This window comes from Ensifer sp. VA4, assembly GCF_055710065.1.
Map to the genome: position 1 here is coordinate 104,843 of NZ_JBVQPO010000010.1, position 19,596 is coordinate 124,438.

Genomic DNA, 19,596 nt, shown 5'->3' on the forward strand with positions numbered 1-19,596 from the left:
GAGACGCGCAAAGGTCGCTGTAGCATTTTGAAGTGCTGCATGTTTTGTCCTTTAATCGGCGGCGATCAAAGGAAACATGCAGTAGAGCGGGGTGAGGAGAATGTGTGCGGATTCCGCCCATATCCCGCTCGAACTTATGACAATCGATCACGGTTTGATTTTGGGTCGATCCAACCGAAAACCACCGTGATCTAACCTTTTGAAATTAAGCAATTCCGGACGGAAAACCGTTTCACACTTTTCCTGGAATTGCTCTAGGGGGCGAGACATTCATTGATGCGTGAATTCGTCGTTGCGGTCGATGTCGGCACCGGCAGTGCGCGCGCCGGTATCTTTGACCGAGAAGGGGCGCTGCTTGCGCGTGCCGACCTGCCGATCGCCATGAACCGGCCGGAAGAAAACCACGCCGAGCATGACTCTGAGGATATCTGGCGCGCCGTCTGCGGCGCGGTCAAGGCGGCCAAGGATAGGGCTGGTATCGCCGCGCAAGACGTTGCGGCGATCGGTTTCGACGCCACTTGCTCGTTGGTGGTGCGCGACCGGGACGGCAAGCCGCTTTCCGTCAACCGCAAGGGCGAGGCACGCTGGGACACGATCGTCTGGCTCGACCATCGGGCGCTGGCAGAGGCTGACTTTTGCACGGCCACCGGTCACCCGGTGCTCGACTTTTCCGGCCGGGTCATGTCGCCGGAAATGGAAATGCCGAAGCTGATGTGGCTGAAGCGCAATCTGCCAGAGCAATGGCAGAAGGCCGGCTTCTTCTTCGATCTCGCCGACTATCTCTCCTGGCGGGCGACCGGAAGTGCTGCGCGCTCGCGCTGCACTTTGACGGCAAAATGGAACTATCTGGCGCATGAGACGCGTGGCTGGCAGCCCGACTATCTCTCAAGGATCGGGCTCGAGGATCTCATCGAACGCGGCGGTCTGCCGGAAGAGAGCTTGCCGATCGGAAGTTCGGTCGGCCACTTGAATGCAGCGGCGGCGGCCGAGCTCGGACTGGACGAAGGCTGCCAGGTGGCGCCGGGTCTGATCGACGCCTATGCCGGTGCGCTCGGCGTCGTTGGCGGGTTCGTCGGTGCGCCGGAAAAGCTCGAAAGGCAACTGGCGCTGATTGCCGGCACGTCGAGCTGCATCGTCGCCTTCTCCAGGGACATGAAGCCCGGCTTCGGCATGTGGGGCCCCTATTACGAAGCGGTTCTTCCCGGCGCCTGGCTGATCGAAGGCGGGCAATCGGCGACCGGCGCGCTGCTCGATCATATCGTGCGGCTGCATGGCGGCGGTCTCGAGCCGACCGCCGAGACGCATGGCCGGATCATCGCCCGCGTCCAGGAACTGCGGGCGGAGCAGGGGACCGCTTTTGCCGATCGCCTGCATGTGCTTCCCGATTTCCATGGCAACCGCTCGCCGCTTGCCGATCCGCACGGGCTCGGCGTTATCAGCGGCTTGCCGCTCGATTCCTCCTTCGATGCGCTCTGCCGGCTTTATTGGCGCACCTGCGTTGCGATCGCACTCGGCATCCGTCACATCCTGGAGATGATGCGCGAAGTCGGCTATCAGCTCGACACGCTGCACGTTACCGGCGGCCACGTGCGCAACGCGCTTTTGATGGAGCTCTATTGCGATGCGACCGGCTGCCGCGTGGTGGCGCCGCAGGCGCCGGACGCGGTGCTGCTGGGTACGGCGATGGCGGCGGCCGTTGCCGGCGGCATCCATCAGGACCTCGCGGCCGCGGGCACGGCAATGGCGTCGGACGGACATGAGCGCGCGCCGGATGCAAGCGTTCGCGCCACCTATGACCGCGATTACCGTCGGTTCCTGGCGCTCTACCGCCACCGTGACGAACTCGACAAGATGCTATGAGTCGGTAGGCGAAACAGCCAGCGCAAGCGCATGGAACCTTTTGCCGCGTCGCGCATTTTGTTTGCGACCGGACGGTGGCGCGCATAGCCCCCAATGCCGCGCCGGAGGCAGACCGCCGGCCTACAACTCACACTCCCCGAGTGAGTTGCACATACCAGCCAGTGCCTTCCCTCGGCACTGGCTGTCGTGTGTTTGGGGGGTAATCGAAGAACGGGTGTCCGCCCAAGTACGATGCCGCAGGCGCAGGCTTGTGAGCAGGTGCTGCTGCCAAGGTCGATTGCGGGAAAGGTGGAGGTGTTGTCCCGAAGGGTGCCGTCCAGCAAAGGGTGGTCATTTCGCCGTTTCGGGAACGGCGAAATGACCCGTGCTCAGGCCGCCGCCTTGGTCGATTCGTTGAAGAACAGCGCTTGGCTGATCAGTGCCTTGACCATGTCCGGGTTGAAGGGCTTGGTGACGAGGAAGGTCGGTTCCGGCCGTTCGCCGGTCAGCAGCCGTTCCGGGAAGGCGGTGATGAAGATCACCGGAATGGCGCTCGTCTTCAGGATGTCGTTGACGGCGTCGATGCCCGAGCTGCCGTCGGCGAGCTGGATGTCGGCAAGCACCATGCTTGGCCGGGTCTTCTTGTAAAGGGCGATCGCTTCGTCGCGCGTCCGGGCGATGCCGGTGACGCGATGGCCGAGGCTCTCGACCATCTGCTCGATGTCGATGGCGATCAGCGGTTCGTCCTCGATGATCATGATATCGGTCGCGACCTGCCGCGAGATTTCCTGCGAGGCGCGGTCGAGCAGGGCGCCGACCTTATCGGTGGAGACGTCGAGCACTTCGGCGGCTTCCTCGGGACGGAAACCTTCGACCGAGACGAGCAGGAAGGCCTGGCGGGCAAGGGGCGAGACCGTTGCAAGATTGATCGACGCACGCTGTTCCCAGGCAAAAGGCGAGACCGGCTCGGGCACGAGGACGGACGAGGAACCGAAAAGTGAAGTGAAGAGTCGGAACAGGCCGACGCGGTCATTGCTTGCTTCCGGGAAAATCGACGTGTCGGCGATCAGCGCTTCGAGAACGGCAGCGACATAGGCGTCGCCGGAGGTCTGCGAGCCGGTCAGCGCGCGTGAGTAACGGCGCAGATACGGCAGAAGCGGTGCGATCCGCGTGGACAATGTCATAGGGGGAACTCCCTCGAATATCTTTCTACGGTGACGTTGCGAGAACGCCGGACGTAAAAAAAGGTTCCCCAAGGGGAACATTTCAATTTTCCGCCGCGTTATGGCGGCTATGGACACTCGAAGGCGACAGTTTGACAATGAAATATAAAACAGGGGCAGGGCGGACTACCGGCACGACCTTATGGACAGAAGATCCAAACGCGCAGATCGCAGCAAAGCTGAAAGCGCTTTATCAGTCCGTGCAGGAAGAGGCGATACCCGCGCGTTTTCTCGATCTTCTGGAAAAACTCGACGCGGCCGAGCAGCAGTCGGCACTGCAGGGCAGGGAGTAAGTGCCAGAATGTCGTCCGAAAAGAATGATTTCAAGCGAGAGATGCTTGCCGCCTTGCCGAGCCTGCGCGCCTTCGCCATGTCGTTGATCGGCCGCCACGACCGCGCCGACGACCTCGTCCAGGACACGATCATGAAGGCCTGGGCGAAGCAGGACCATTTCGAGATGGGCACCAATATGAAGGCCTGGCTCTTCACGATCCTGCGCAACGAGCTCTACAGCCAGATGCGCAAGCGTGGGCGCGAGGTGCAGGACACCGACGGGCACTTCACCGAGTCGCTGGCCCATCATCCCGAGCAATACGGATCTCTCGACCTGCAGGACTTCCGGCGCGCGCTCGATATGCTGCCGCCGGACCAGCGCGAAGCGATCATCCTGGTCGGCGCTTCCGGCTTCTCCTACGAGGAGGCGGCGACGATCTGCGGCTGCGCTCTAGGTACGATCAAGAGCCGGGTGAACCGCGCGCGTCAGCGGCTGCAGGACATCCTCCAGGTGAAGGGTGAAAACGACTATGGACCTGACGAAACCTCGGCTCCGGTCACGTCGCGCGCCTTCGTCTCCTGAGAGAAGAAATTCGGGCCGGATACCGTTGCAAAAGCGGCGGCGTCCTGCTTTCACTGGCGGCTGGGACCCGAGGGGATAGGCGGTGACGGCTGATATCGACTGACGAATGCGCAGTCGTGACGACATTGGGTCGAGACGCTCCAAATCGAGCGGGATGCGGTTGACCCCGGCGGCTTCCTCATCTCGTTCAGATTGAGAATTGAGACCGTATGCACGTGAGGACAGAGAAAACGGATCCGCCTGTGACGAGGCTGCTCGAGGCGCCCGAGCGTCTTGGCGTCCTGCATGCGACCGTGCCTGACATGGCCGTTCCGGACCGGGACTTCGACGGGATCGCCGAAATCGCTGCCGGGCTTTTCGACGCACAGGTCGCACTGGTGACGCTGATCGACCGCCAATGGCAGTGGTTCAAGGCAGCCGTCGGCACCGATGAGACCCGTGCCCCGGCCGAAGACGCATTTTGTGCGCATGTAGCCGCTGCGGCCGATGCAAGCCTCGTCGTCCTCGATGCCTCGACCGATCCGCGGTTCGCGCGCCATCGGCAGGTCAAGGGGCCGCCATTCCTGCGCTTCTATGCCGGCGCGCCGATCATGCTCGACGGGCAGGCGGTGGGCACGGTTTGCGTGCTCGACGACAAGCCGCGCGCTGACGTATCGCAATCGCTCATCCACCAATTGCGCCGGCTTGCCGCGCTCGCAGCCTCGCTCTTCAAGGTCAAGGACGAGGCCCGTCGACGCGCGTTGAAGGAGGCGGCATTGTCGCGCGAGGAGCAGCGGCACGCGATGGCGCTGGAAGCGGCCAACATCGGCAGCTGGCTTTGGGATATCCGCTCGGGTGCGATCGCCGGCAACAGCGCCTTGAAACGCATGTTCGGACTTTCGGCCGACAGCTCGGTTGGCGCCCGGGACATCTTCGGCGCGATCCACGTCGACGATCGCGGCGCGACTTTCGCCAAGCTTCGCCAGGCGATGAAGGCCGACGACGAATATGACGGCATGTTCCGTATCGGCGACACGGGACGCTGGCTGCTCGGCCGCGGCCGCGTGCACGACCGGGACGCCAAAGGCAATCCGCTGACGTTCATCGGCGTGACGATCGATGTCACCGACCAGCAAGCTTCGGCGCAGCGCACCCGGCTCCTGCTGAAGGAGCTCAATCACCGGGTCAAGAACACGCTCGCCATGCTGCAATCGCTTGCGCGCCAGACGCTTCGCCAGACGAGCGATCCGGCCGAATTCATGACCGCGTTTGCCGGTCGCTTGCAGGCGATCTCCGAGGCGCATGGTCTGCTTTCCGATCACGAGTGGGGCACGATCCGGCTTGCCGACCTGATCGCCAAGCAACTGCTGCCGCATGTGAGCGCCTATGCGGACCAGATCGAACTGCATAAGGACGAAGTGTCGCTCGGTCCCGACCAGGCGGTCGGTCTCGGGCTGGTGCTGCACGAACTTGCAACCAACGCCGTGAAATACGGATCGCTTTCGGTGCCGAAAGGCAAGGTCGTGTTGACGGCACGCAACGTCGTCGAAGACGGCGACACCGTCCTTCATCTTACCTGGAGCGAGGTTGGCGGGCCGCCGGTGCGTGAGCCCAAGCGGCGCGGCTTCGGCTCCATCCTGATCGAGCGCAGCCTCGACAAGGTGCTGGGCAGTTCGGTGAAGGTCGAGTATCTCCCCGCCGGTGTCACGGCGCTTATCCGGTTGCCGCTCTAACGGGATCGCGCCCGCCGATTAAGACGACGACTGGCTGTGCATCAATCGTCGTGTTTGCGTCCACGCCGCTTGCCGGTTCCCAAGAGAGCGCCGACTGCGAGAGCGATGGCGACGGCAAGAAGCGGCTGCTTGCGCAAGATGCCGGCTACTGCGAGCAGCGTCAGATTGGTTTGCATCTGCGTGCGGCGGCGGCGTTCTTCCTGAAGACGGCGGTCTCGGTTCTGCAGGGCGATGAGGATGGCAACAAACACCAGGGCGGTGACGACCAGCGCCCCGGCGATTGCCGCTGCGGCCGCGACCGGGGAGTAGCGAACACTCAGAAACAGAAAGGTGGCTGCGAGGGCGAAGACATAGGCGGTGACGAGCAACAGCCCTATGACGCTCCATAGGGCTGCGTTGCGCTTCACACGAGAGGCGGTGGCGCCGATGTCGGCGGCCAAGAGGCTGGCGAGGGCGGCCGTCAATGATCCCATGCGTTACTCCCCGTCGTGCTCGACTCTCAGAGGTTGGGGCGAGATACTGGTGGAAAAGCTACATGCCTTTCCTCATCTCGGCCGGACCTGCGAGCCATTGCCCGCAGGTCCAGTTCGACCGATTGCAAGTCAGCGACGAAGCAACGCCGCCACGGCGAGCCCGATCAGGGCAGCCGCGCCGAGCGTGGCGACGGGATGCTCGCGAACAGCATGGCGGACCTGCTTTTCTGTGCCGGCATAGCGGTCGCGAAGCTCGGCCAGCAGGTCTTCGCCGCTTGCCAGCAAATCGCTGATGCCGGCTTCGGCCTGTTCACGGGCATCCTGCACCTTGCCGCGCGCCTGCTTTGAGGCGGCCAATCCGCGATCGGCGAGCAAGGCGACGAGCGTTGCGACATCGCTCCGCAACTCGCCCAGTTGTTCCTCGATGGAGAGATCGGCGAGCTTGCCGTTGCTTTTGGTCGATCGCGAGCCCGAACCGGAGAAGAGGCCTAGCGCCATGATGAATACTCCCTTTCACGCCTGCGCCGGCCGCGAGCGGTCGGCGCCGTCTGATGGAACCGGTGGGCACAACTAGAGACCCTTTCCGGCGCTTCGGGAGAACAACGCACAAGTGCAGAAATTGTTTCGTGAAAACTTGACCTTGGCCGATCGAACGCGGTTAGAGCGATGCCGTCTGCGGCAGGACGAAAGGCACGTGCGGTGACGGCGCAACGCCCACCTGCATGCGGCAGCCGAAAACGGCTTCCATCGTCTCGTCGGTCAGAACCTCGCGGGGGGCACCGCCGGCGCGGACCTTGCCGGCCTTCATCATCACCATATGGTCCGCGAACATGGCCGTGAGATTGAGGTCATGCATCACGGCGACAACCCCGCCGCCCCGTTCGCAGAACTTGCGGGCGAGCTGCATGATCCCCAGTTGGTGGCGGATATCGAGGCTCGACACGGGTTCGTCGAGAAGCAGGTAGCGCGGCTCGCCGTCGATCACCGGATCGGGGATCTGGCAGAGGACGCGGGCAAGCTGCACGCGCTGCTGCTCGCCGCCCGACAATTCCTGGTAGAAACGCCCGGCAAAGCCCGCGAGATCCACCGCTTCCAACGCCTCGGCCGTGACGCGGTCGTGCGCGGCGGGATCCGCATTGGCACCGGCGGCAAGGCCCAACCTCACCACTTCGCGCACGGTGAAGGGGAAGGAAATGACCGTCGACTGGGGCAGCACGCCGCGCATCAGCGCGAGTTCCCACGGCTTCAGCCCGCTGAGGTCGCGGCCGTTGATGCGGATCGCTCCGCTCGACGGCGAAAGCTCGCCGGAGATCGCCTTCAGCGTCGTGGTCTTGCCGGAGCCGTTCGGTCCGACGATGGCGGTCAATGCGCCCGGCAATGCCTCGAGAGATACGCCGTGGATGACGGGTCGCCGGCCGAGTCGGACGGAGAGACTGGAGACGTTGATCATGCTTTCCTTCAGAGTCCCATGTTCGAACGGCCGCGCAGCAGGATCCAGAGGAAGAACGGCGCTCCGATGAAGGCGGTGACGATGCCGATCGGCAGTTCTGCCGGAGAAACGATGGTGCGGGCGATCATGTCGGCGAGGATCAACAGGGTGCCGCCGAGCAGCGCCGAGGCGGGCAGCAGGTAGCGATGATCGGGGCCGATGACGAGGCGCAGCAGGTGCGGAACGACAATGCCGACGAAGCCGATGCCGCCGCTGACGGCAACGGATGCGCCGGTTGCCGCCGCGACGCCGACGATCGCGATGTTCTTCAGGCGCTGGACGGGAATGCCCATGTGGAAGGCGGCCGCTTCGCCGAGCGTGATGGCATTCAGTCCGCGCGCCAGGAAGGGGGTCACCGCGAGCGAAGCGAGGATGATCGGCGCTGCGGCCAGGATTTTCGTCCAGTTGGCCCCCGCTAACGAGCCGAGCCCCCAGAAGGTGAGGTCGCGCAGTTGCTTGTCGTCGGCCCTGAAGACGAGAATACCGGTGATCGCGCCGGTCAGCGCGCCGAGCGCGATACCGGCGAGCAACAGGGTGGCGATCGACGTCTGGCCGTCGCGGGTGGCGATCCGGTAGAGCAGCAGCGTCGTGACGAGGCCGCCGACGAAGGCTGCGACCGGCAGCGCATAGAATCCGAACAGCGCGAAGAGCGGCCCGAACGCGGTGGTGCCGAGCACGATCAGCAGCACGGCGCCGAGGCTTGCGCCCGAGGAGACGCCGACGAGACCGGGATCTGCCAGGGGGTTGCGGAAAAGACCCTGCATGACGACGCCGGAAACGGCGAGCGAAGCGCCGACGAGCAGGCCGAGTACGGCGCGCGGCAGGCGGATATCGAGGATGATGATGCGGTCGCGGATGCTTAAGCCCTGGTCGGCCTCGCCGACCAGCCAGCGCCAGACATTGGCGAGCGATGCATCGGCGGCACCGGTCATGATCGAGCCGACGAAGGTTGCGACGGCAAACGCGATCAGGACGACGATCACCAGACGCGCCAGCCGCGAGCGGTTGCCCGCGCGCCATTCGTTGCGGATATCGGCGGCGAAAGCGGTCAGGCGCATGCCGCGGTCCACCGCCTCACTGCGAGGCATTGGCCTTCTTCCCGTAAATGGCGGCATTCAGTTCGCGCACGGCGCTTGCCGTACGGGGGCCGAAGCCGAGCAGGTGCAGGCCGTCCATGCGGATCAGCGCCTTGTTCTGGGCGGCAGGCGTGAGGCTCAGCGCCGGCAGGGCGAAAAGTTCGTCTGCCTTGGCGGAATGTTCGCCGCCGCGGTCCATCATCAGGACGATATCGGGCTTGGCCTCGACGATCGCCTCGTCGGTCAGCGCCTTGTAGCCAGGGAATGTCCCCACCGCGTTTACGGCGCCCGCAAGCTCGATGATGCCGTTGGCGGCGGTGCCTTGCCCCGATGCCATGACTTTTCCGCCCTGCGTGCTCAGGATGAAAAGCACGCGCTTGCGTTCGCCTTCCGGACGGGCGGCACTCTCGGAAACTGCCGCATCGAGATCGGCTTCGACACGCGTTGCCAGGGTTTCAGCCTTTTCCTCGACACCCAGGAAAGTACCGACGGCGCGGATCTTCGCGGGGATGCCGGCCTTGTCGAAGGTCTCGGGCACGCTGGTAAAGGCGATGTTCGCCTCCTTCAGCACCGCCAGCGCCTCCGGCGGGCCGCTGCCTTCGATGGCGATGATCGCGCTCGGGTTGGCGGCGATGATGCCTTCCGGTGCGAGCTGGCGCATGTAGCCGACATCGGGAAGCTTCTTTGCCGCTTCGGGATAGGTGCTGGTGGAATCGCGGCCGACGAGACGGCCTTCCTCGCCGAGCGCATAGATGATCTCGGTGATCGCTCCGCCGACGGAAACGACGCGCGAGACGTCGGCTTTCTGTATCTCCTCGGCCACCGCCGGCCGGATGAAGGAGGGGGCGCCGGGTGCGACCGCCGGCAGCAGGAAGGGTGCCGACAGGGCGAAGGCGGTAAGCACCAGTTCCCGGCGGCGAAGGCGACGGAAGTCGAGACCGTTGATCATCGAAGTGTTCCTATCCTGTTCTCAGGCGGCGACCGTCGTGTCGAGACGCGGCAGGCCTTCGGCGATCGAACGCCATTCCGGACGTTCGGCGAGACCTTCTTTCCGCTTGCCGAAGAACTGGATGATCATCTCGCCCTTTGCGTCGAGCGCCTCGATCGAGGTGACATGGCCGTCGGCCGTCGGCTTGCGCACGGCCCAGAGTTCGGCGATGTGGTCGGTGCGCAGGTGCAGGTGGAAGGTCGGGTCCATGACGTTGAGCCAGGGGCCCATCGGCGCGATCTTGGCGATCGGACCGGAATGGATCTGGATCATGCCGCGATTGCCGACAAAGCACATGATCGGCAGTTCGATCTCGGCGCTGGAACGCATCATGGCTTCGATGCTGGAGGGATCGAGCTGCCAGGCGAAATCCTCGCCGATGTTGCTGAGCGCCTGGCGGCGGCCGATCTTCAGCTTGCGCAGCATGCCGTGGAACTGATGCGTGTCGGTCATCTTCGTCCAGCGGTCACGCAGTTCGGTAACATCGACGACGGTCTCCGGCCTGTCATCGGTGGCGTGCACGCTGGCGTCGGCGGCGAATTCCTGCGACTGGTCGTCAAGGCGGAAATCCGCGACGATCTTGTCATAGGCTGCCACATTCGACTCCGGGCGCAGATGCACTTTGTGCACGGCATTGCCCCACTTGTCGAAGAACTGCAGGCTCTTGCGCGCTTCGCCCTGGTCGTCGGTTTTGGTCACGGCGAAGGCATGCGCCCAGGCGCTCGGGAAAACCCGGAGGTCGATCTCACTGCCGAGCACGATGCTTGCCATCTCGCCGGTGGTGATCTTCTCGTAGACGCCGATCTTTTCGTGGACCGCGCTTTCGTTGCGGGTCAAAGCCATGACTTCGCCGAGTTCCTCGACGCGCGAAAGGAAACGGTTGGCATCGGCATCGATGCGCACGGCGGTCAGCCCGCATTCGGCAGCGACGAGAGCGGCTTCGGAAACACCGAGCTGGGCTGCGATATCACGCTCGCGCATCTTCGGGTTCTCGGCGCGGTAGGCGCGGATTTCGGAAGGAGTGGGGCGGCTCTCGGTCATTTTCATCTGCCTATTTGTTCAGGATCAGTTTGCCTTGGCGGGTGATCTTCATGCGGTAGATCGCACCGTCGTGGGAAATGAGGATCTCGTTTTCGCTGCCGAAAAGTTCGCGACTTTCGATTATCCGTTGCGCCCGCCCGGCCTGGATCGGCGGCTCGGATGGGCGTGCAAGGTCATTGTCGTTGGTCACTGCGTTGGCCGTTTCGAGAGGGCAGGCCGCGCTGTTTTTCCAGCATTTCCTGCCGTGCAATTCGTTTACTATCTTGACTTCATTACTCATATTTATTTATGGACGCAATACCGGACTTTAGCACTCAAGTTAGTTATTGCCGGCTTGTGGACAAGGGCGTGCGGGCTCGTTCGGTGGCTCGCTGCAACCCTTTGGAGTGATGTCGTCATGAAGTTTTCCAGCCTTCCGATTGTTTCCGTTGCTCTTGCAGCCCTCATCGCTGCGAGCAGTGCCAAAGCGCAGGAGGCTGCGCCCGCCGCCGGGCTTACGATCGAATTGAACGACATCGCCCCTTCGCAGAAGGGCTGCAAGCTCACCTTCGTTGCCGGCAACGCCTTTGCGCAGTCGCTGAGCAAGGTTTCCTTCGAATTCGTGATCTTCGACCAGAAGGGGCTGGTCGAGCGCATGGCCGTGCTCGACTTCCGCGATCTTCCCGCCGGCAAGACCAAGGTTCGCCAATTCGATCTCCCCGGCACCAATTGCGATGCGGTGAAGAGCCTGCTGATCAACGACGCGCCGGCCTGTGTCGGCGACGGCGTGCAGCCGGGCGCCTGCATGAGCGGGATCAAGACCGGCTCGAAATCGGCGGTGGAACTCAAGGGCTGAGCGAACAGGGGCCGATTGAGACTGCTCCTTAGGGAGTGTGGGTTTGCGCCGTCCGCTGCGGCGAAGGTAAGGCTGTCATGAAGCGTATCGTCATCTGGACTGGGGCCGCGATCATCTCGCTTGCAACGCATGGCGTTGTTCTTGCCACCCTGTTCGCATCTTCGCCGCCGGAGGACGAATCGACGCTCATGATCGGCGGTACGGCGACGGAAGTTGCCGTTCTGGGTGACGCGTTTTCCGAAACGCTGCAGGCAGGTGATCCCTCCGAGATCGTCGAGCCGATTGAAGACGTTCCCGATGAGGTGAAGCCGGAGGAGCTTACGCCGGTCGAGGATCTGACTTCGACCACGCCGGAAATCGCTGCGGAAGAACCGCACGATCTGACGGCGGTCGAGGCCGACGTCATCCTGCCGGCCGAAGAGATGCCGACCCTCGAGGTTGCCGAAGCCATGGTCACCGCGAGCGTTGCGCCGGTCGAAGCCGTCGTGCCGGAAAAAAAGCCCGAGATCGTGGAGCCGAAGAAGCAGCAGGTGGAAAAACCTGAACCGAAGAAGGAACCGGTCAAGAAAAAGAAGGTCGCCCGCAAGAAGGCTGGCGACAAGGGTGAGCAGAAGCAGACCCAGGTCAAGGGCCAGGCGGACGGCGATATCAATGGTGCTTCCACGGCCGCCACCGGCCAGGGACGGGCAGCGTCGGTTGTCGGGAATGCCGGCGAGGAAAACTACAAGGGCAAGGTCCGCTCAAAGGTCCAGCGCGCTTTCCTCAGGAGGACCCGCGGGATCCGCAGTGACGAAGGCGATACAGCGACCGTTACGTTCGTCGTCGCCGCGAATGGAGGTCTGGCAGGGGTCAATCTCGTTCGCAGCTCCGGATCGGACCGTCTCGATAAGGCGGCCCTGGATTCGGTCCGCAGCGCAGCACCCTTCGCCGCCATCCCGGCCGGTTCCGGCAAGAGCAGCTGGAGCTTTACCGTCCCGATGTCCGTAAACTGACAGGCGGACGCGCCGTTTCCTGCCTGCGGGCGAAGAGCTGATTTTTTCTAGAAAAAATATGATTACAAAACTCATGTTTATACTTTACTCGGATTATCAGGTTTAATAGGTTGCGGCCGTCACGCAGCCGAAGGGCGTGTGTCGAGATGATGTCCCGATGCGACCGGCTGCCCATGAAGGCCCTTGTCGCACGATCAGACGGAGAGGATTGCATGCGCGGCAAGCGTCACCAGAATGCGGCGAAGAATGGCAAGGGTCGTTCGGGTTCGGAAGCGACCGAGGCACGCCAGGAGGCTGGCAAGGCAACGCTCGAAGGGCGCAGTTTCCTCTATGTCGGCGGCCGCGATTGTCAGGTGGCGCATCTGCGCGAAATCGCCAGCTCCTTCGGCGCCGAGCTGCTCCACCATGACGGCGGCCTGCGCGAGGCCGTCTCGCGGATCGATCGGGTGCTGCCGTCGGTCGACTGCGTCTTCTGCCCGATCGACTGCATCAGCCATGACGCATGTCTTCGCGTGAAGACCGGCTGCAAGAAGTGGGGCAAGGCCTTCGTGCCGCTGCGCAACGGCTCGAAATCGAGCCTGGAGCGCGCGCTTCAGGACCTGACCACCAGCCGCGACGAGCGGTAATCCTCCCAAGACAAGACGAGAGTTTGCAATGAACGAAGAACGTCCTGACCTCGCCATGATGATCGGCCTGCACAAGCTGGCGGTACAGAACGGCGATGGCCTGGTGCCGGAGCTCTACGAGATCCTGACGCGCCGCGCGCGCACGCTGGAAGAAACCACCAACGTCGCGGAGTTCCCAAGCTGGCAGGCGCGACCGCCGGTTCGCGATCCTCTCGGCCTTGCGGAGCCCAAGGAAGGAACTATTCTCGCCTTTCCGCGGGCCGCAAACGATGCCACCCGGAAAAAAGAAAGGGCCTGAGAGCAAGGCCAGGAAAAGTGCGATTTCCGTCCGGGATTGCGCCGTTTCAAAGAGCCGGATCGCTTCGCAGTTGGCGAAAGGGACCTACGGAGACCAAGATGTACGTTGCCATGAACCGTTTTCGTATCGCCATCAGCCAGGAAGAGGCTTTCGAGGCTGTGTGGAAGGGCCGCGAATCCAGTCTTTCGGAAATGCCGGGCTTCGTTTCCTTCCATCTGCTCCGTGGCGACAGCGTGCCGGAAGAGGGCTATACGCTCTTCGTCTCGAACTCGGTCTGGAAGGACAGGGGTTCGTTCTCGGCCTGGACGAAATCGGAAAACTTCCGGGCTGCGCACCGGAGTGCCGGCGATAACAAGGCGATGTATCTCGGTCCGCCGAAATTCGAAGGTTTCACTGCCGTCGAAGGTGCCTGATCCGCGCCGCGCCGGCTTGGTCCCTGATATCGCCTGTCATTCGCCTCCTGGATGGACCCGTCCGGGAGGCGCATTGCTTCTGAGCTAGGCCTTTCGCGGCAGGAAGGCGCCGAGCGAAACGGCGAGCCAGCCCGCCATGATCGTCGTGCCGCCGAGGGGCGCCGACATCGGGAACAGGCCGTGGCCCGAGGCATGGCGCATGGCGAGATCCGCCGAGAACAGCGCCGTTCCCGCGGCGATCAGCAAGGCCGCAGCAGGGGCGGTACGAAAGCTCGGCCAGGCTGCATAGAGCGCGACCAGTGCAGGCGCGTGCGCCAGGCACATCGCGGAAATGCCGGCGAGCAGTCTCGGATCGTTGCCGTGCGAGGCCGCGGCCGCGCTGACAACGCCGGTCAGCCCCATCAGCCCGGCAACAAAAAGCGTGGTTGCGCGAAATCCGCTCTGCGACATGTCACGTCATTCCTTGTTCTGCATATGAAGGGCGAGGCGGGTGATCGGCTCGAGAATGATCTGCCTGAGTTGCGGATGGGCGATCGTTTCCTCAAGCGCACGGGTGAAGCAGAGCAGCCATTCGTCCCGTTCCGCAGGGCCGATTTCGGCGACGAAATGGCGACGGCGCAGCATCGGGTGGCCGCGCTTCTCGACATAGATTGGCGGTCCGCCAAGCCAGCCGGTCAGGTACTCGTAGAACTTCTCCTCGCTGCCCGAAAGGTCGGGCGGATGCACGGCGCGGCATCGTGCCGCTTCCGGCAGCGTGTCCATCAACTCATAGAAGCGGCGCGTCAGCGCGCGAACCGTCGGGTCGCCGCCGATCGCTTCGTAAAGGGTGGTGGTTTCGGTTTCCGCCATGCTCGCGTCCTTCATTCCCGGCGGTCCTAGCGCGCGGCATCCGGTCCGACAACGGTTTTCCTGGCAACGGCTTTGCGGCGTTTCATCGCGGCCGGCCGGTGTCCCTTACGGCCGTTCGCGCCCGGGTCTCATCATGGCCGTGGTGGTGGTGGTGGGCCTCAACCCCTTTTCCAAGCCCGCCTTCCTTTGGGACTGTCAAAAGCCGGTCCTCACGCATCCTCGGGCGGCGGTGCTGTCGATTCCCGCAGGATCAGTTCGACCGGCCAGAGTTCATGAACCTCCTCGGTTGGCCTGCCGGAGAGAAGCTGCAGCACGAGGTCGGCCGAGCGTGCGCCGGCAGCGCGCATCGAAGACCGTGTCGCCGAGAGCGACGGCACCATGTTTTCCGCGGTCAGGTAGGGGAAGACGTCGTCATGGGCGATCACCGAAACCTCGCGGCCGATCTCCAGCCCCATGGACCGGGCCGCTCTGTAGATGCCGAGGGCGGTCATCATCGAGCCGGCGACGAAGGCGGTTGGCCGCGGCGTCTGCTCCAGGAAGGAGCGTGCGAAGCGGAAGCCCAGTTCATCGGTGAAATTGCCGTGGGCGACGAGACGCGGATCGAACGGAATGCCGCGCGCCTGCAGCGCGTCGCGATAGCCCTTGTCGCGGTGGAGCGAGAAGGTTCGTCCCTTCCGTCCGTTGATCATGGCGATGCGGCGATGGCCGAGATCGATGAGATGCGAGGTCGCCCGGCGGATCGCGCCTTCGTTGTCGATGTCGAGCCAAGCATGCGGCACGTCGATATCGGATCGACCGTGGACGAGGAAGGGCATGCCGAGCTTGTGGAGGAGCGCAATGCGTTCGTCGTTCGGTTCGGGCGAATGCACGATCACCGCATCGACGCGGCCACTGACGGCGAGCCGGCTATAAAGCTGGATTTCGCCCTTGGGATCCTTGTCATCGATCGGGCTGACGAGGATGTCGATATCCTCGGTGCCGAGCCGCTCGGCCAGCCCGCCCATGAACTCGGAGAAGTGAAATTCCCCCGATCGTCCCATGACGACGCCAATGGCGCCGGCGCGACCGGTGGCGAGCCTCACGGCATTGATGTTCGGACGATAGCCAAGGCGCGATGCCTCTTCGGCCACGCGTTTGCGTGTCTTTTCGCTGACCTCTGGGTAACCGCTCAGCGCCCGGCTGACGGTGGTTGGCGAAAGGCCCAGTTGCTGTGCGAACTCCCTCAGTTTCATTCGGTATGCGTTTCCTCAGCCTAACCCCGGTCCCAGAAATATACACCTTCCCCGTCGGTAACAATCAGTTTGTCGGGGCAGTCCCCTGCCTTGCATCCGAACAGGGTTTTGCCAAACCGTTTTAAATTATCGCTGTTCCCCTTGGATTTTATGGGTCGCCGCCCCTGCGTGCAGAATTCCCTCTCATTTTTATAAGCTATTGAAAATCAACAACTATACTCTAAAACTCGTCGCAATTCGACTTTTTCCAATGCATGGATTGACAGTTTTTTCGTCTTCTGCCAACTTTTTCCGATCCAAACCGCTTTCGATTTTGCTGAGGAGCTTTCGGGCGGTGGAGGGGAACAGGAGGAGTCGACCATCATGAGAACCATGCTCAATGCCCTGAGTTTTTGCGCCGCGATCATTGCAGCCGGGACGGCCAGCGCCGCCGAGCTTTCGCTCGCCGCCAACACGACCGGCAAGAACGTCAATTTCATCCGCGAGCAGCTCGACATCTTCGAGAAGCAGACGGGACACAAGGTGAGCCTGGTCACCATGCCGCCGTCGAGCAGCGAGCAGTTCAGCCAGTACCGGCTGTGGCTTGCCGCCGGAAACAAGGATGTCGACGTCTACCAGACCGATGTCGTCTGGGCGCCGCAGTTGGCCGATCAGTTCGTCGATCTGACGGAAGCAACCAAGGACGTTGTCGGTCAGCACTTCCCGTCGATCATTGCCTCGCAGACGGTCAACGGCCGTCTCGTGGCCCTGCCGGCCTTCACCGATGCGCCGGCGCTGTATTACCGCAAGGACCTCCTGGAAAAGTACGGCAAGACGCCGCCGAAGACCTGGGACGAGCTGGCGGCGACCGCCAAGGAAATCCAGGAGAAGGAACGCGCCGCTGGCCAGGGAGATCTTTGGGGCTACGTCTTCCAGGGCAACGCCTATGAAGGGCTGACCTGCAACGCGCTCGAATGGATCAAGTCGTCAGGCGGTGGCCAGATCGTCGAGCCCGATGGCACGATCTCGATCAACAACGAGAAGGCGGCCGCTGCGATCGACCGCGTCAAGGAATGGATCGGCGCGATTTCTCCGCAGGGCGTGCTCGCCTACCAGGAGGAAGAGTCGCGTGGTGTCTGGCAGACGGGCAATGCCGTCTTCATGCGCAACTGGCCCTATGCCTACGCGCTCGGCAATGGCGACGACAGCGCGGTGAAGGGCAAGTTCGCCGTGGCTCCGCTGCCGACGGCGACCGATGGCGACCAACCGTCCTCGACGCTCGGTGGCTGGAACCTTGCCGTCTCCAAATATTCCGACGACCAGGAAGCAGCGATCGCGCTCGTCAAGTTCCTCGCGTCCCCCGAGGTGCAGAAGCAGCGGGCCATCCAGCTCTCCAACCTTCCGACGGTTGCCGCTCTCTACGACGATGCGGAGGTCGCCAAGGCGCAGCCGTTCATGCCGGCCTGGAAGCCGATCTTCCAAAGCGCCGTACCGCGGCCGTCGGCTGTTACCAAGGTCAAGTACAACGAGGTTTCGGCCAAGTTCTGGAATGCCGTCCACAACACGCTGTCTGGCAACGGCACGGCCGCGGAAAACCTCGAACTGCTCGAAGTCGAACTCACGAACATGAAAGGCGATAGCTGGTGATCCTCCCGGGGGCGAGGGGAGTGCCTTCGGGCCTTCCCTCGCTCCACCGAGCCACCGCCGACGACGCGCTCTTTGAACCAGGTAATTCCGGACGCGATACCGTTTCACGCCGTGATTTGCCGAGAGCAGCGTCGTTCCTCTCGGGCCAACCGTCCGGCCGCGCGCCGAACGGCAAGGGTGAGTATAGACATGACCGATCTTTCACTCGCAGATCCCCCTTCCGCATTTGGACAACAGGCAGGGATCCGTTCAGATCTCAACGCCAGCCGCGTTCGTTCCGCCTGGATCTTTCTCGCGCCAACCTTGCTGGTGCTCGCGCTCGTCGCCGGCTGGCCGTTGCTGCGCACCATCTATTTCAGCTTCACCAACGCGTCGCTGACCAACCTCGAAGGCGCCGAGTTCGTCGGCTTCAAGAACTATCTGAGCTGGATCACGCTGAAGAGCGGGCGCACGGTCTATAACGGCCTGCTCGCCGATCCCGCCTGGTGGAACGCCGTCTGGAACACGCTGAAGTTCTCGGCGATCTCCGTCACCATCGAGACGGTGCTGGGCCTCGTCGTCGCCCTGGTGCTGAACGCCAATTTCCCAGGCCGCGGTCTGGTGCGGGCGGCGATCCTCATCCCCTGGGCCATTCCCACCATCGTTTCCGCCAAGATGTGGGCCTGGATGCTCAACGACCAGTTCGGCATCTTGAACGACCTTCTGCTCGGCCTCGGGCTGATCAGCCAGAAGATCGCCTGGACTGCCAATCCGGAGACGGCGATGGTTGCGGTGCTGATCGTCGACGTCTGGAAGACGACGCCCTTCATGGCGCTCTTGATCCTTGCCGGCCTCCAGATGGTGCCCTCCGATATCTACGAGGCGGCCAAGATCGACGGGGTCCATCCGCTGAAGGTGTTCTGGCGGCTGACGCTGCCTCTGATTCGGCCGGCGCTGATGGTCGCGGTGATCTTCCGCATGCTCGATGCCCTGCGCATCTTCGATCTCATATATGTGCTGACGCCCAACAACGCCCAGACGAAGACCATGTCGGTGCTGGCGCGCGAGAACCTGTTCGACTTCGACAAGTTCGCCTACGGCGCAACCGCCTCGACGATGCTGTTCCTGATCATCGCGGCGATCACCGTCGCCTACATGTGGTTCGGCCGCGTCAATCTCGAAGGAGGAGAACGCTGATGGTCGCCACCTTAGCCAAGCGCACGGCGTTCTACGCCCTCGTCGCCGCCATCATCGTCATGGCCGTCTTTCCGTTCTATTACGCCGTGCTGACGAGCTTCAAATCCGGAACGGCGCTCTTCCAGGTCGATTACTGGCCGACCGAGATTTCCTTCGAAAACTACGCCGGGGTCGTGTCGAGCAGCGGCTTCCTGCGCAACCTCGCCAACTCGCTGCTGGTCGCAACGATCGTCGTCGCCGTGTCGCTGCTGCTGGCCGTCACCGCTGCCTACGCGTTGGCGCGGGTGCGGTTCCGCGGACGGGGGCTCTTGCTCCTGACGATCCTGTCGGTGTCGATGTTTCCGCAGATCGCCGTGCTTGCCGGTCTGTTCGAACTCATCCGCAGTGTCGGGATCTTCAACACGCCCTTAGCGCTGATCTTCTCCTACATGATCTTCACGCTGCCCTTCACGGTATGGGTGTTCACCACCTTCATGCGCGATCTGCCGGTGGAGATCGAGGAGGCGGCGATCGTCGATGGCGCCACGCCCTGGGTGATCATCACGCGCGTTTTCATGCCGCTGATGTGGCCGGCGCTGGTGACGACGGGGCTGCTCGCCTTCATCGCCGCCTGGAACGAGTTCCTGTTCGCACTGACCTTCACGTCGTCCGATAGCCAGCGCACCGTCCCGGTCGCGATCGCGCTGCTTTCGGGGAGCAGCCAATACGAAATCCCGTGGGGCAACATCATGGCCGCATCGATCATTGTCACCGTGCCGCTGGTGATCCTCGTCCTGATCTTTCAGCGGCGGATCATTTCCGGGCTCACGGCCGGTGGCGTCAAAGGATAGAGCGGGGTGAGGAAAAGTGTGT

Annotated in this window: 23 protein-coding genes; 12 read left to right on the top strand and 11 right to left on the bottom strand. The window is 63.0% G+C overall.

The features are described 5' to 3' along the window. Positions 1-276: 276 nt before the first annotated feature. Positions 277-1,860, top strand: a complete 1,584-nt coding sequence (locus AC0C6X_RS18580; protein WP_472954538.1) for an FGGY-family carbohydrate kinase — start codon at positions 277-279, stop codon at positions 1,858-1,860. Between the two features lie 368 nt (positions 1,861-2,228). Here the strand turns inward: AC0C6X_RS18580 and AC0C6X_RS18585 are convergent, their stop codons facing one another. Beyond that, positions 2,229-3,023, bottom strand: a complete 795-nt coding sequence (locus AC0C6X_RS18585) for a response regulator (protein WP_173517564.1) — start codon at positions 3,021-3,023, stop codon at positions 2,229-2,231. Positions 3,024-3,160: 137 nt separating this feature from the next. On the opposite strand from AC0C6X_RS18585, the gene AC0C6X_RS18590 reads away from it, so the two are divergent. The 3 genes from AC0C6X_RS18590 to AC0C6X_RS18600 all read left to right on the top strand — a co-directional run bounded on the left by AC0C6X_RS18590 (position 3,161) and on the right by AC0C6X_RS18600 (position 5,630). Continuing rightward, positions 3,161-3,355, top strand: coding sequence for a NepR family anti-sigma factor (locus tag AC0C6X_RS18590; protein WP_058320782.1), 195 nt, complete (start codon positions 3,161-3,163; stop codon positions 3,353-3,355). 8 nt (positions 3,356-3,363) lie between these two features. Further along, positions 3,364-3,918 (top strand): RNA polymerase sigma factor, encoded by a 555-nt coding sequence (locus AC0C6X_RS18595; protein WP_173517563.1) that lies wholly within the window; start codon positions 3,364-3,366, stop codon positions 3,916-3,918. Between the two features lie 209 nt (positions 3,919-4,127). Next, positions 4,128-5,630 (top strand): sensor histidine kinase, encoded by a 1,503-nt coding sequence (locus tag AC0C6X_RS18600; protein WP_472954542.1) that lies wholly within the window; start codon positions 4,128-4,130, stop codon positions 5,628-5,630. Between the two features lie 41 nt (positions 5,631-5,671). Here the strand turns inward: AC0C6X_RS18600 and AC0C6X_RS18605 are convergent, their stop codons facing one another. The 7 genes from AC0C6X_RS18605 to hemP all read right to left on the bottom strand — a co-directional run bounded on the left by AC0C6X_RS18605 (position 5,672) and on the right by hemP (position 10,977). Further along, on the bottom strand, positions 5,672-6,103 hold the full coding sequence (locus AC0C6X_RS18605; protein WP_472954544.1) for a hypothetical protein: 432 nt from the start codon (positions 6,101-6,103) through the stop codon (positions 5,672-5,674). A gap of 129 nt (positions 6,104-6,232) precedes the next feature. Continuing rightward, on the bottom strand, positions 6,233-6,601 hold the full coding sequence (locus AC0C6X_RS18610; RefSeq protein WP_173517560.1) for an ElaB/YgaM/YqjD family protein: 369 nt from the start codon (positions 6,599-6,601) through the stop codon (positions 6,233-6,235). 160 nt (positions 6,602-6,761) lie between these two features. Further along, positions 6,762-7,553 (bottom strand): heme ABC transporter ATP-binding protein, encoded by a 792-nt coding sequence (locus tag AC0C6X_RS18615; protein WP_472954546.1) that lies wholly within the window; start codon positions 7,551-7,553, stop codon positions 6,762-6,764. 8 nt (positions 7,554-7,561) lie between these two features. After that, positions 7,562-8,680 (bottom strand): FecCD family ABC transporter permease, encoded by a 1,119-nt coding sequence (locus AC0C6X_RS18620; protein WP_247958633.1) that lies wholly within the window; start codon positions 8,678-8,680, stop codon positions 7,562-7,564. Further along, entirely contained in the window at positions 8,667-9,617 is a 951-nt protein-coding gene (locus AC0C6X_RS18625) for a heme/hemin ABC transporter substrate-binding protein (protein ID WP_472954549.1), read from the bottom strand. Before AC0C6X_RS18625 ends, AC0C6X_RS18620 begins: the two co-directional genes overlap by 14 nt. 21 nt (positions 9,618-9,638) lie before the next feature. Continuing rightward, complete coding sequence (locus AC0C6X_RS18630; RefSeq protein WP_472954550.1) at positions 9,639-10,697, bottom strand: hemin-degrading factor; 1,059 nt, start codon at positions 10,695-10,697, stop codon at positions 9,639-9,641. 10 nt (positions 10,698-10,707) lie between these two features. After that, positions 10,708-10,977, bottom strand: coding sequence for a hemin uptake protein HemP (hemP, locus tag AC0C6X_RS18635; RefSeq protein WP_173517555.1), 270 nt, complete (start codon positions 10,975-10,977; stop codon positions 10,708-10,710). A gap of 117 nt (positions 10,978-11,094) precedes the next feature. Here hemP and AC0C6X_RS18640 point away from each other — a divergent pair, with 117 nt between their 5' ends. From AC0C6X_RS18640 to hmuQ, 5 genes are all read left to right on the top strand, one after another. After that, positions 11,095-11,532, top strand: a complete 438-nt coding sequence (locus tag AC0C6X_RS18640; protein WP_472954553.1) for a hypothetical protein — start codon at positions 11,095-11,097, stop codon at positions 11,530-11,532. Between the two features lie 77 nt (positions 11,533-11,609). Then, positions 11,610-12,524 carry an energy transducer TonB family protein gene (locus AC0C6X_RS18645; protein ID WP_472954554.1) on the top strand — a complete coding sequence of 305 codons (915 nt, stop codon included), beginning with the start codon at positions 11,610-11,612 and terminating at the stop codon, positions 12,522-12,524. Between the two features lie 212 nt (positions 12,525-12,736). Next, positions 12,737-13,150 carry a DUF2325 domain-containing protein gene (locus AC0C6X_RS18650; protein ID WP_173517552.1) on the top strand — a complete coding sequence of 138 codons (414 nt, stop codon included), beginning with the start codon at positions 12,737-12,739 and terminating at the stop codon, positions 13,148-13,150. A gap of 28 nt (positions 13,151-13,178) precedes the next feature. Then, the gene (locus tag AC0C6X_RS18655; protein WP_173517551.1) at positions 13,179-13,448 is read left to right on the top strand and encodes a hypothetical protein; all 270 of its coding nucleotides are present in this window, start codon (positions 13,179-13,181) and stop codon (positions 13,446-13,448) included. Positions 13,449-13,546: 98 nt separating this feature from the next. Continuing rightward, positions 13,547-13,861 carry a heme-degrading protein HmuQ gene (gene hmuQ / locus AC0C6X_RS18660; RefSeq protein ID WP_472954556.1) on the top strand — a complete coding sequence of 105 codons (315 nt, stop codon included), beginning with the start codon at positions 13,547-13,549 and terminating at the stop codon, positions 13,859-13,861. Between the two features lie 84 nt (positions 13,862-13,945). Here the strand turns inward: hmuQ and AC0C6X_RS18665 are convergent, their stop codons facing one another. The 3 genes from AC0C6X_RS18665 to AC0C6X_RS18675 all read right to left on the bottom strand — a co-directional run bounded on the left by AC0C6X_RS18665 (position 13,946) and on the right by AC0C6X_RS18675 (position 15,942). After that, positions 13,946-14,311 (bottom strand): DUF423 domain-containing protein, encoded by a 366-nt coding sequence (locus AC0C6X_RS18665; RefSeq protein WP_173517549.1) that lies wholly within the window; start codon positions 14,309-14,311, stop codon positions 13,946-13,948. 6 nt (positions 14,312-14,317) lie between these two features. Then, positions 14,318-14,710, bottom strand: coding sequence for a group II truncated hemoglobin (locus AC0C6X_RS18670; protein WP_173517548.1), 393 nt, complete (start codon positions 14,708-14,710; stop codon positions 14,318-14,320). A gap of 209 nt (positions 14,711-14,919) precedes the next feature. Continuing rightward, positions 14,920-15,942 (bottom strand): substrate-binding domain-containing protein, encoded by a 1,023-nt coding sequence (locus tag AC0C6X_RS18675; RefSeq protein WP_173517547.1) that lies wholly within the window; start codon positions 15,940-15,942, stop codon positions 14,920-14,922. Between the two features lie 363 nt (positions 15,943-16,305). On the opposite strand from AC0C6X_RS18675, the gene AC0C6X_RS18680 reads away from it, so the two are divergent. From AC0C6X_RS18680 to AC0C6X_RS18690, 3 genes are all read left to right on the top strand, one after another. After that, positions 16,306-17,568 carry an ABC transporter substrate-binding protein gene (locus AC0C6X_RS18680; RefSeq protein WP_173517546.1) on the top strand — a complete coding sequence of 421 codons (1,263 nt, stop codon included), beginning with the start codon at positions 16,306-16,308 and terminating at the stop codon, positions 17,566-17,568. A gap of 189 nt (positions 17,569-17,757) precedes the next feature. Next, a complete protein-coding gene (locus tag AC0C6X_RS18685; protein ID WP_472954559.1) occupies positions 17,758-18,744 on the top strand; it encodes a carbohydrate ABC transporter permease in 987 nt (328 codons plus the stop codon). Then, a complete protein-coding gene (locus AC0C6X_RS18690) occupies positions 18,744-19,574 on the top strand; it encodes a carbohydrate ABC transporter permease (protein ID WP_173517544.1) in 831 nt (276 codons plus the stop codon). Before AC0C6X_RS18685 ends, AC0C6X_RS18690 begins: the two co-directional genes overlap by 1 nt. Positions 19,575-19,596: the final 22 nt, after the last annotated feature.

What these genes read in the sequence shown, in the direction of transcription:
- AC0C6X_RS18580 (WP_472954538.1), top strand. Translation starts at nt 277, where the DNA reads ATGCGTGAATTCGTCGTTGCGGTCGATGTCGGCACCGGCAGTGCGCGC.
- AC0C6X_RS18585 (WP_173517564.1), bottom strand. Translation starts at nt 3,023, where the DNA reads ATGACATTGTCCACGCGGATCGCACCGCTTCTGCCGTATCTGCGCCGT.
- AC0C6X_RS18590 (WP_058320782.1), top strand. Translation starts at nt 3,161, where the DNA reads ATGAAATATAAAACAGGGGCAGGGCGGACTACCGGCACGACCTTATGG.
- AC0C6X_RS18595 (WP_173517563.1), top strand. Translation starts at nt 3,364, where the DNA reads ATGTCGTCCGAAAAGAATGATTTCAAGCGAGAGATGCTTGCCGCCTTG.
- AC0C6X_RS18600 (WP_472954542.1), top strand. Translation starts at nt 4,128, where the DNA reads ATGCACGTGAGGACAGAGAAAACGGATCCGCCTGTGACGAGGCTGCTC.
- AC0C6X_RS18605 (WP_472954544.1), bottom strand. Translation starts at nt 6,103, where the DNA reads ATGGGATCATTGACGGCCGCCCTCGCCAGCCTCTTGGCCGCCGACATC.
- AC0C6X_RS18610 (WP_173517560.1), bottom strand. Translation starts at nt 6,601, where the DNA reads ATGGCGCTAGGCCTCTTCTCCGGTTCGGGCTCGCGATCGACCAAAAGC.
- AC0C6X_RS18615 (WP_472954546.1), bottom strand. Translation starts at nt 7,553, where the DNA reads ATGATCAACGTCTCCAGTCTCTCCGTCCGACTCGGCCGGCGACCCGTC.
- AC0C6X_RS18620 (WP_247958633.1), bottom strand. Translation starts at nt 8,680, where the DNA reads ATGCCTCGCAGTGAGGCGGTGGACCGCGGCATGCGCCTGACCGCTTTC.
- AC0C6X_RS18625 (WP_472954549.1), bottom strand. Translation starts at nt 9,617, where the DNA reads ATGATCAACGGTCTCGACTTCCGTCGCCTTCGCCGCCGGGAACTGGTG.
- AC0C6X_RS18630 (WP_472954550.1), bottom strand. Translation starts at nt 10,697, where the DNA reads ATGACCGAGAGCCGCCCCACTCCTTCCGAAATCCGCGCCTACCGCGCC.
- hemP (WP_173517555.1), bottom strand. Translation starts at nt 10,977, where the DNA reads ATGAGTAATGAAGTCAAGATAGTAAACGAATTGCACGGCAGGAAATGC.
- AC0C6X_RS18640 (WP_472954553.1), top strand. Translation starts at nt 11,095, where the DNA reads ATGAAGTTTTCCAGCCTTCCGATTGTTTCCGTTGCTCTTGCAGCCCTC.
- AC0C6X_RS18645 (WP_472954554.1), top strand. Translation starts at nt 11,610, where the DNA reads ATGAAGCGTATCGTCATCTGGACTGGGGCCGCGATCATCTCGCTTGCA.
- AC0C6X_RS18650 (WP_173517552.1), top strand. Translation starts at nt 12,737, where the DNA reads ATGCGCGGCAAGCGTCACCAGAATGCGGCGAAGAATGGCAAGGGTCGT.
- AC0C6X_RS18655 (WP_173517551.1), top strand. Translation starts at nt 13,179, where the DNA reads ATGAACGAAGAACGTCCTGACCTCGCCATGATGATCGGCCTGCACAAG.
- hmuQ (WP_472954556.1), top strand. Translation starts at nt 13,547, where the DNA reads ATGTACGTTGCCATGAACCGTTTTCGTATCGCCATCAGCCAGGAAGAG.
- AC0C6X_RS18665 (WP_173517549.1), bottom strand. Translation starts at nt 14,311, where the DNA reads ATGTCGCAGAGCGGATTTCGCGCAACCACGCTTTTTGTTGCCGGGCTG.
- AC0C6X_RS18670 (WP_173517548.1), bottom strand. Translation starts at nt 14,710, where the DNA reads ATGGCGGAAACCGAAACCACCACCCTTTACGAAGCGATCGGCGGCGAC.
- AC0C6X_RS18675 (WP_173517547.1), bottom strand. Translation starts at nt 15,942, where the DNA reads ATGAAACTGAGGGAGTTCGCACAGCAACTGGGCCTTTCGCCAACCACC.
- AC0C6X_RS18680 (WP_173517546.1), top strand. Translation starts at nt 16,306, where the DNA reads ATGAGAACCATGCTCAATGCCCTGAGTTTTTGCGCCGCGATCATTGCA.
- AC0C6X_RS18685 (WP_472954559.1), top strand. Translation starts at nt 17,758, where the DNA reads ATGACCGATCTTTCACTCGCAGATCCCCCTTCCGCATTTGGACAACAG.
- AC0C6X_RS18690 (WP_173517544.1), top strand. Translation starts at nt 18,744, where the DNA reads ATGGTCGCCACCTTAGCCAAGCGCACGGCGTTCTACGCCCTCGTCGCC.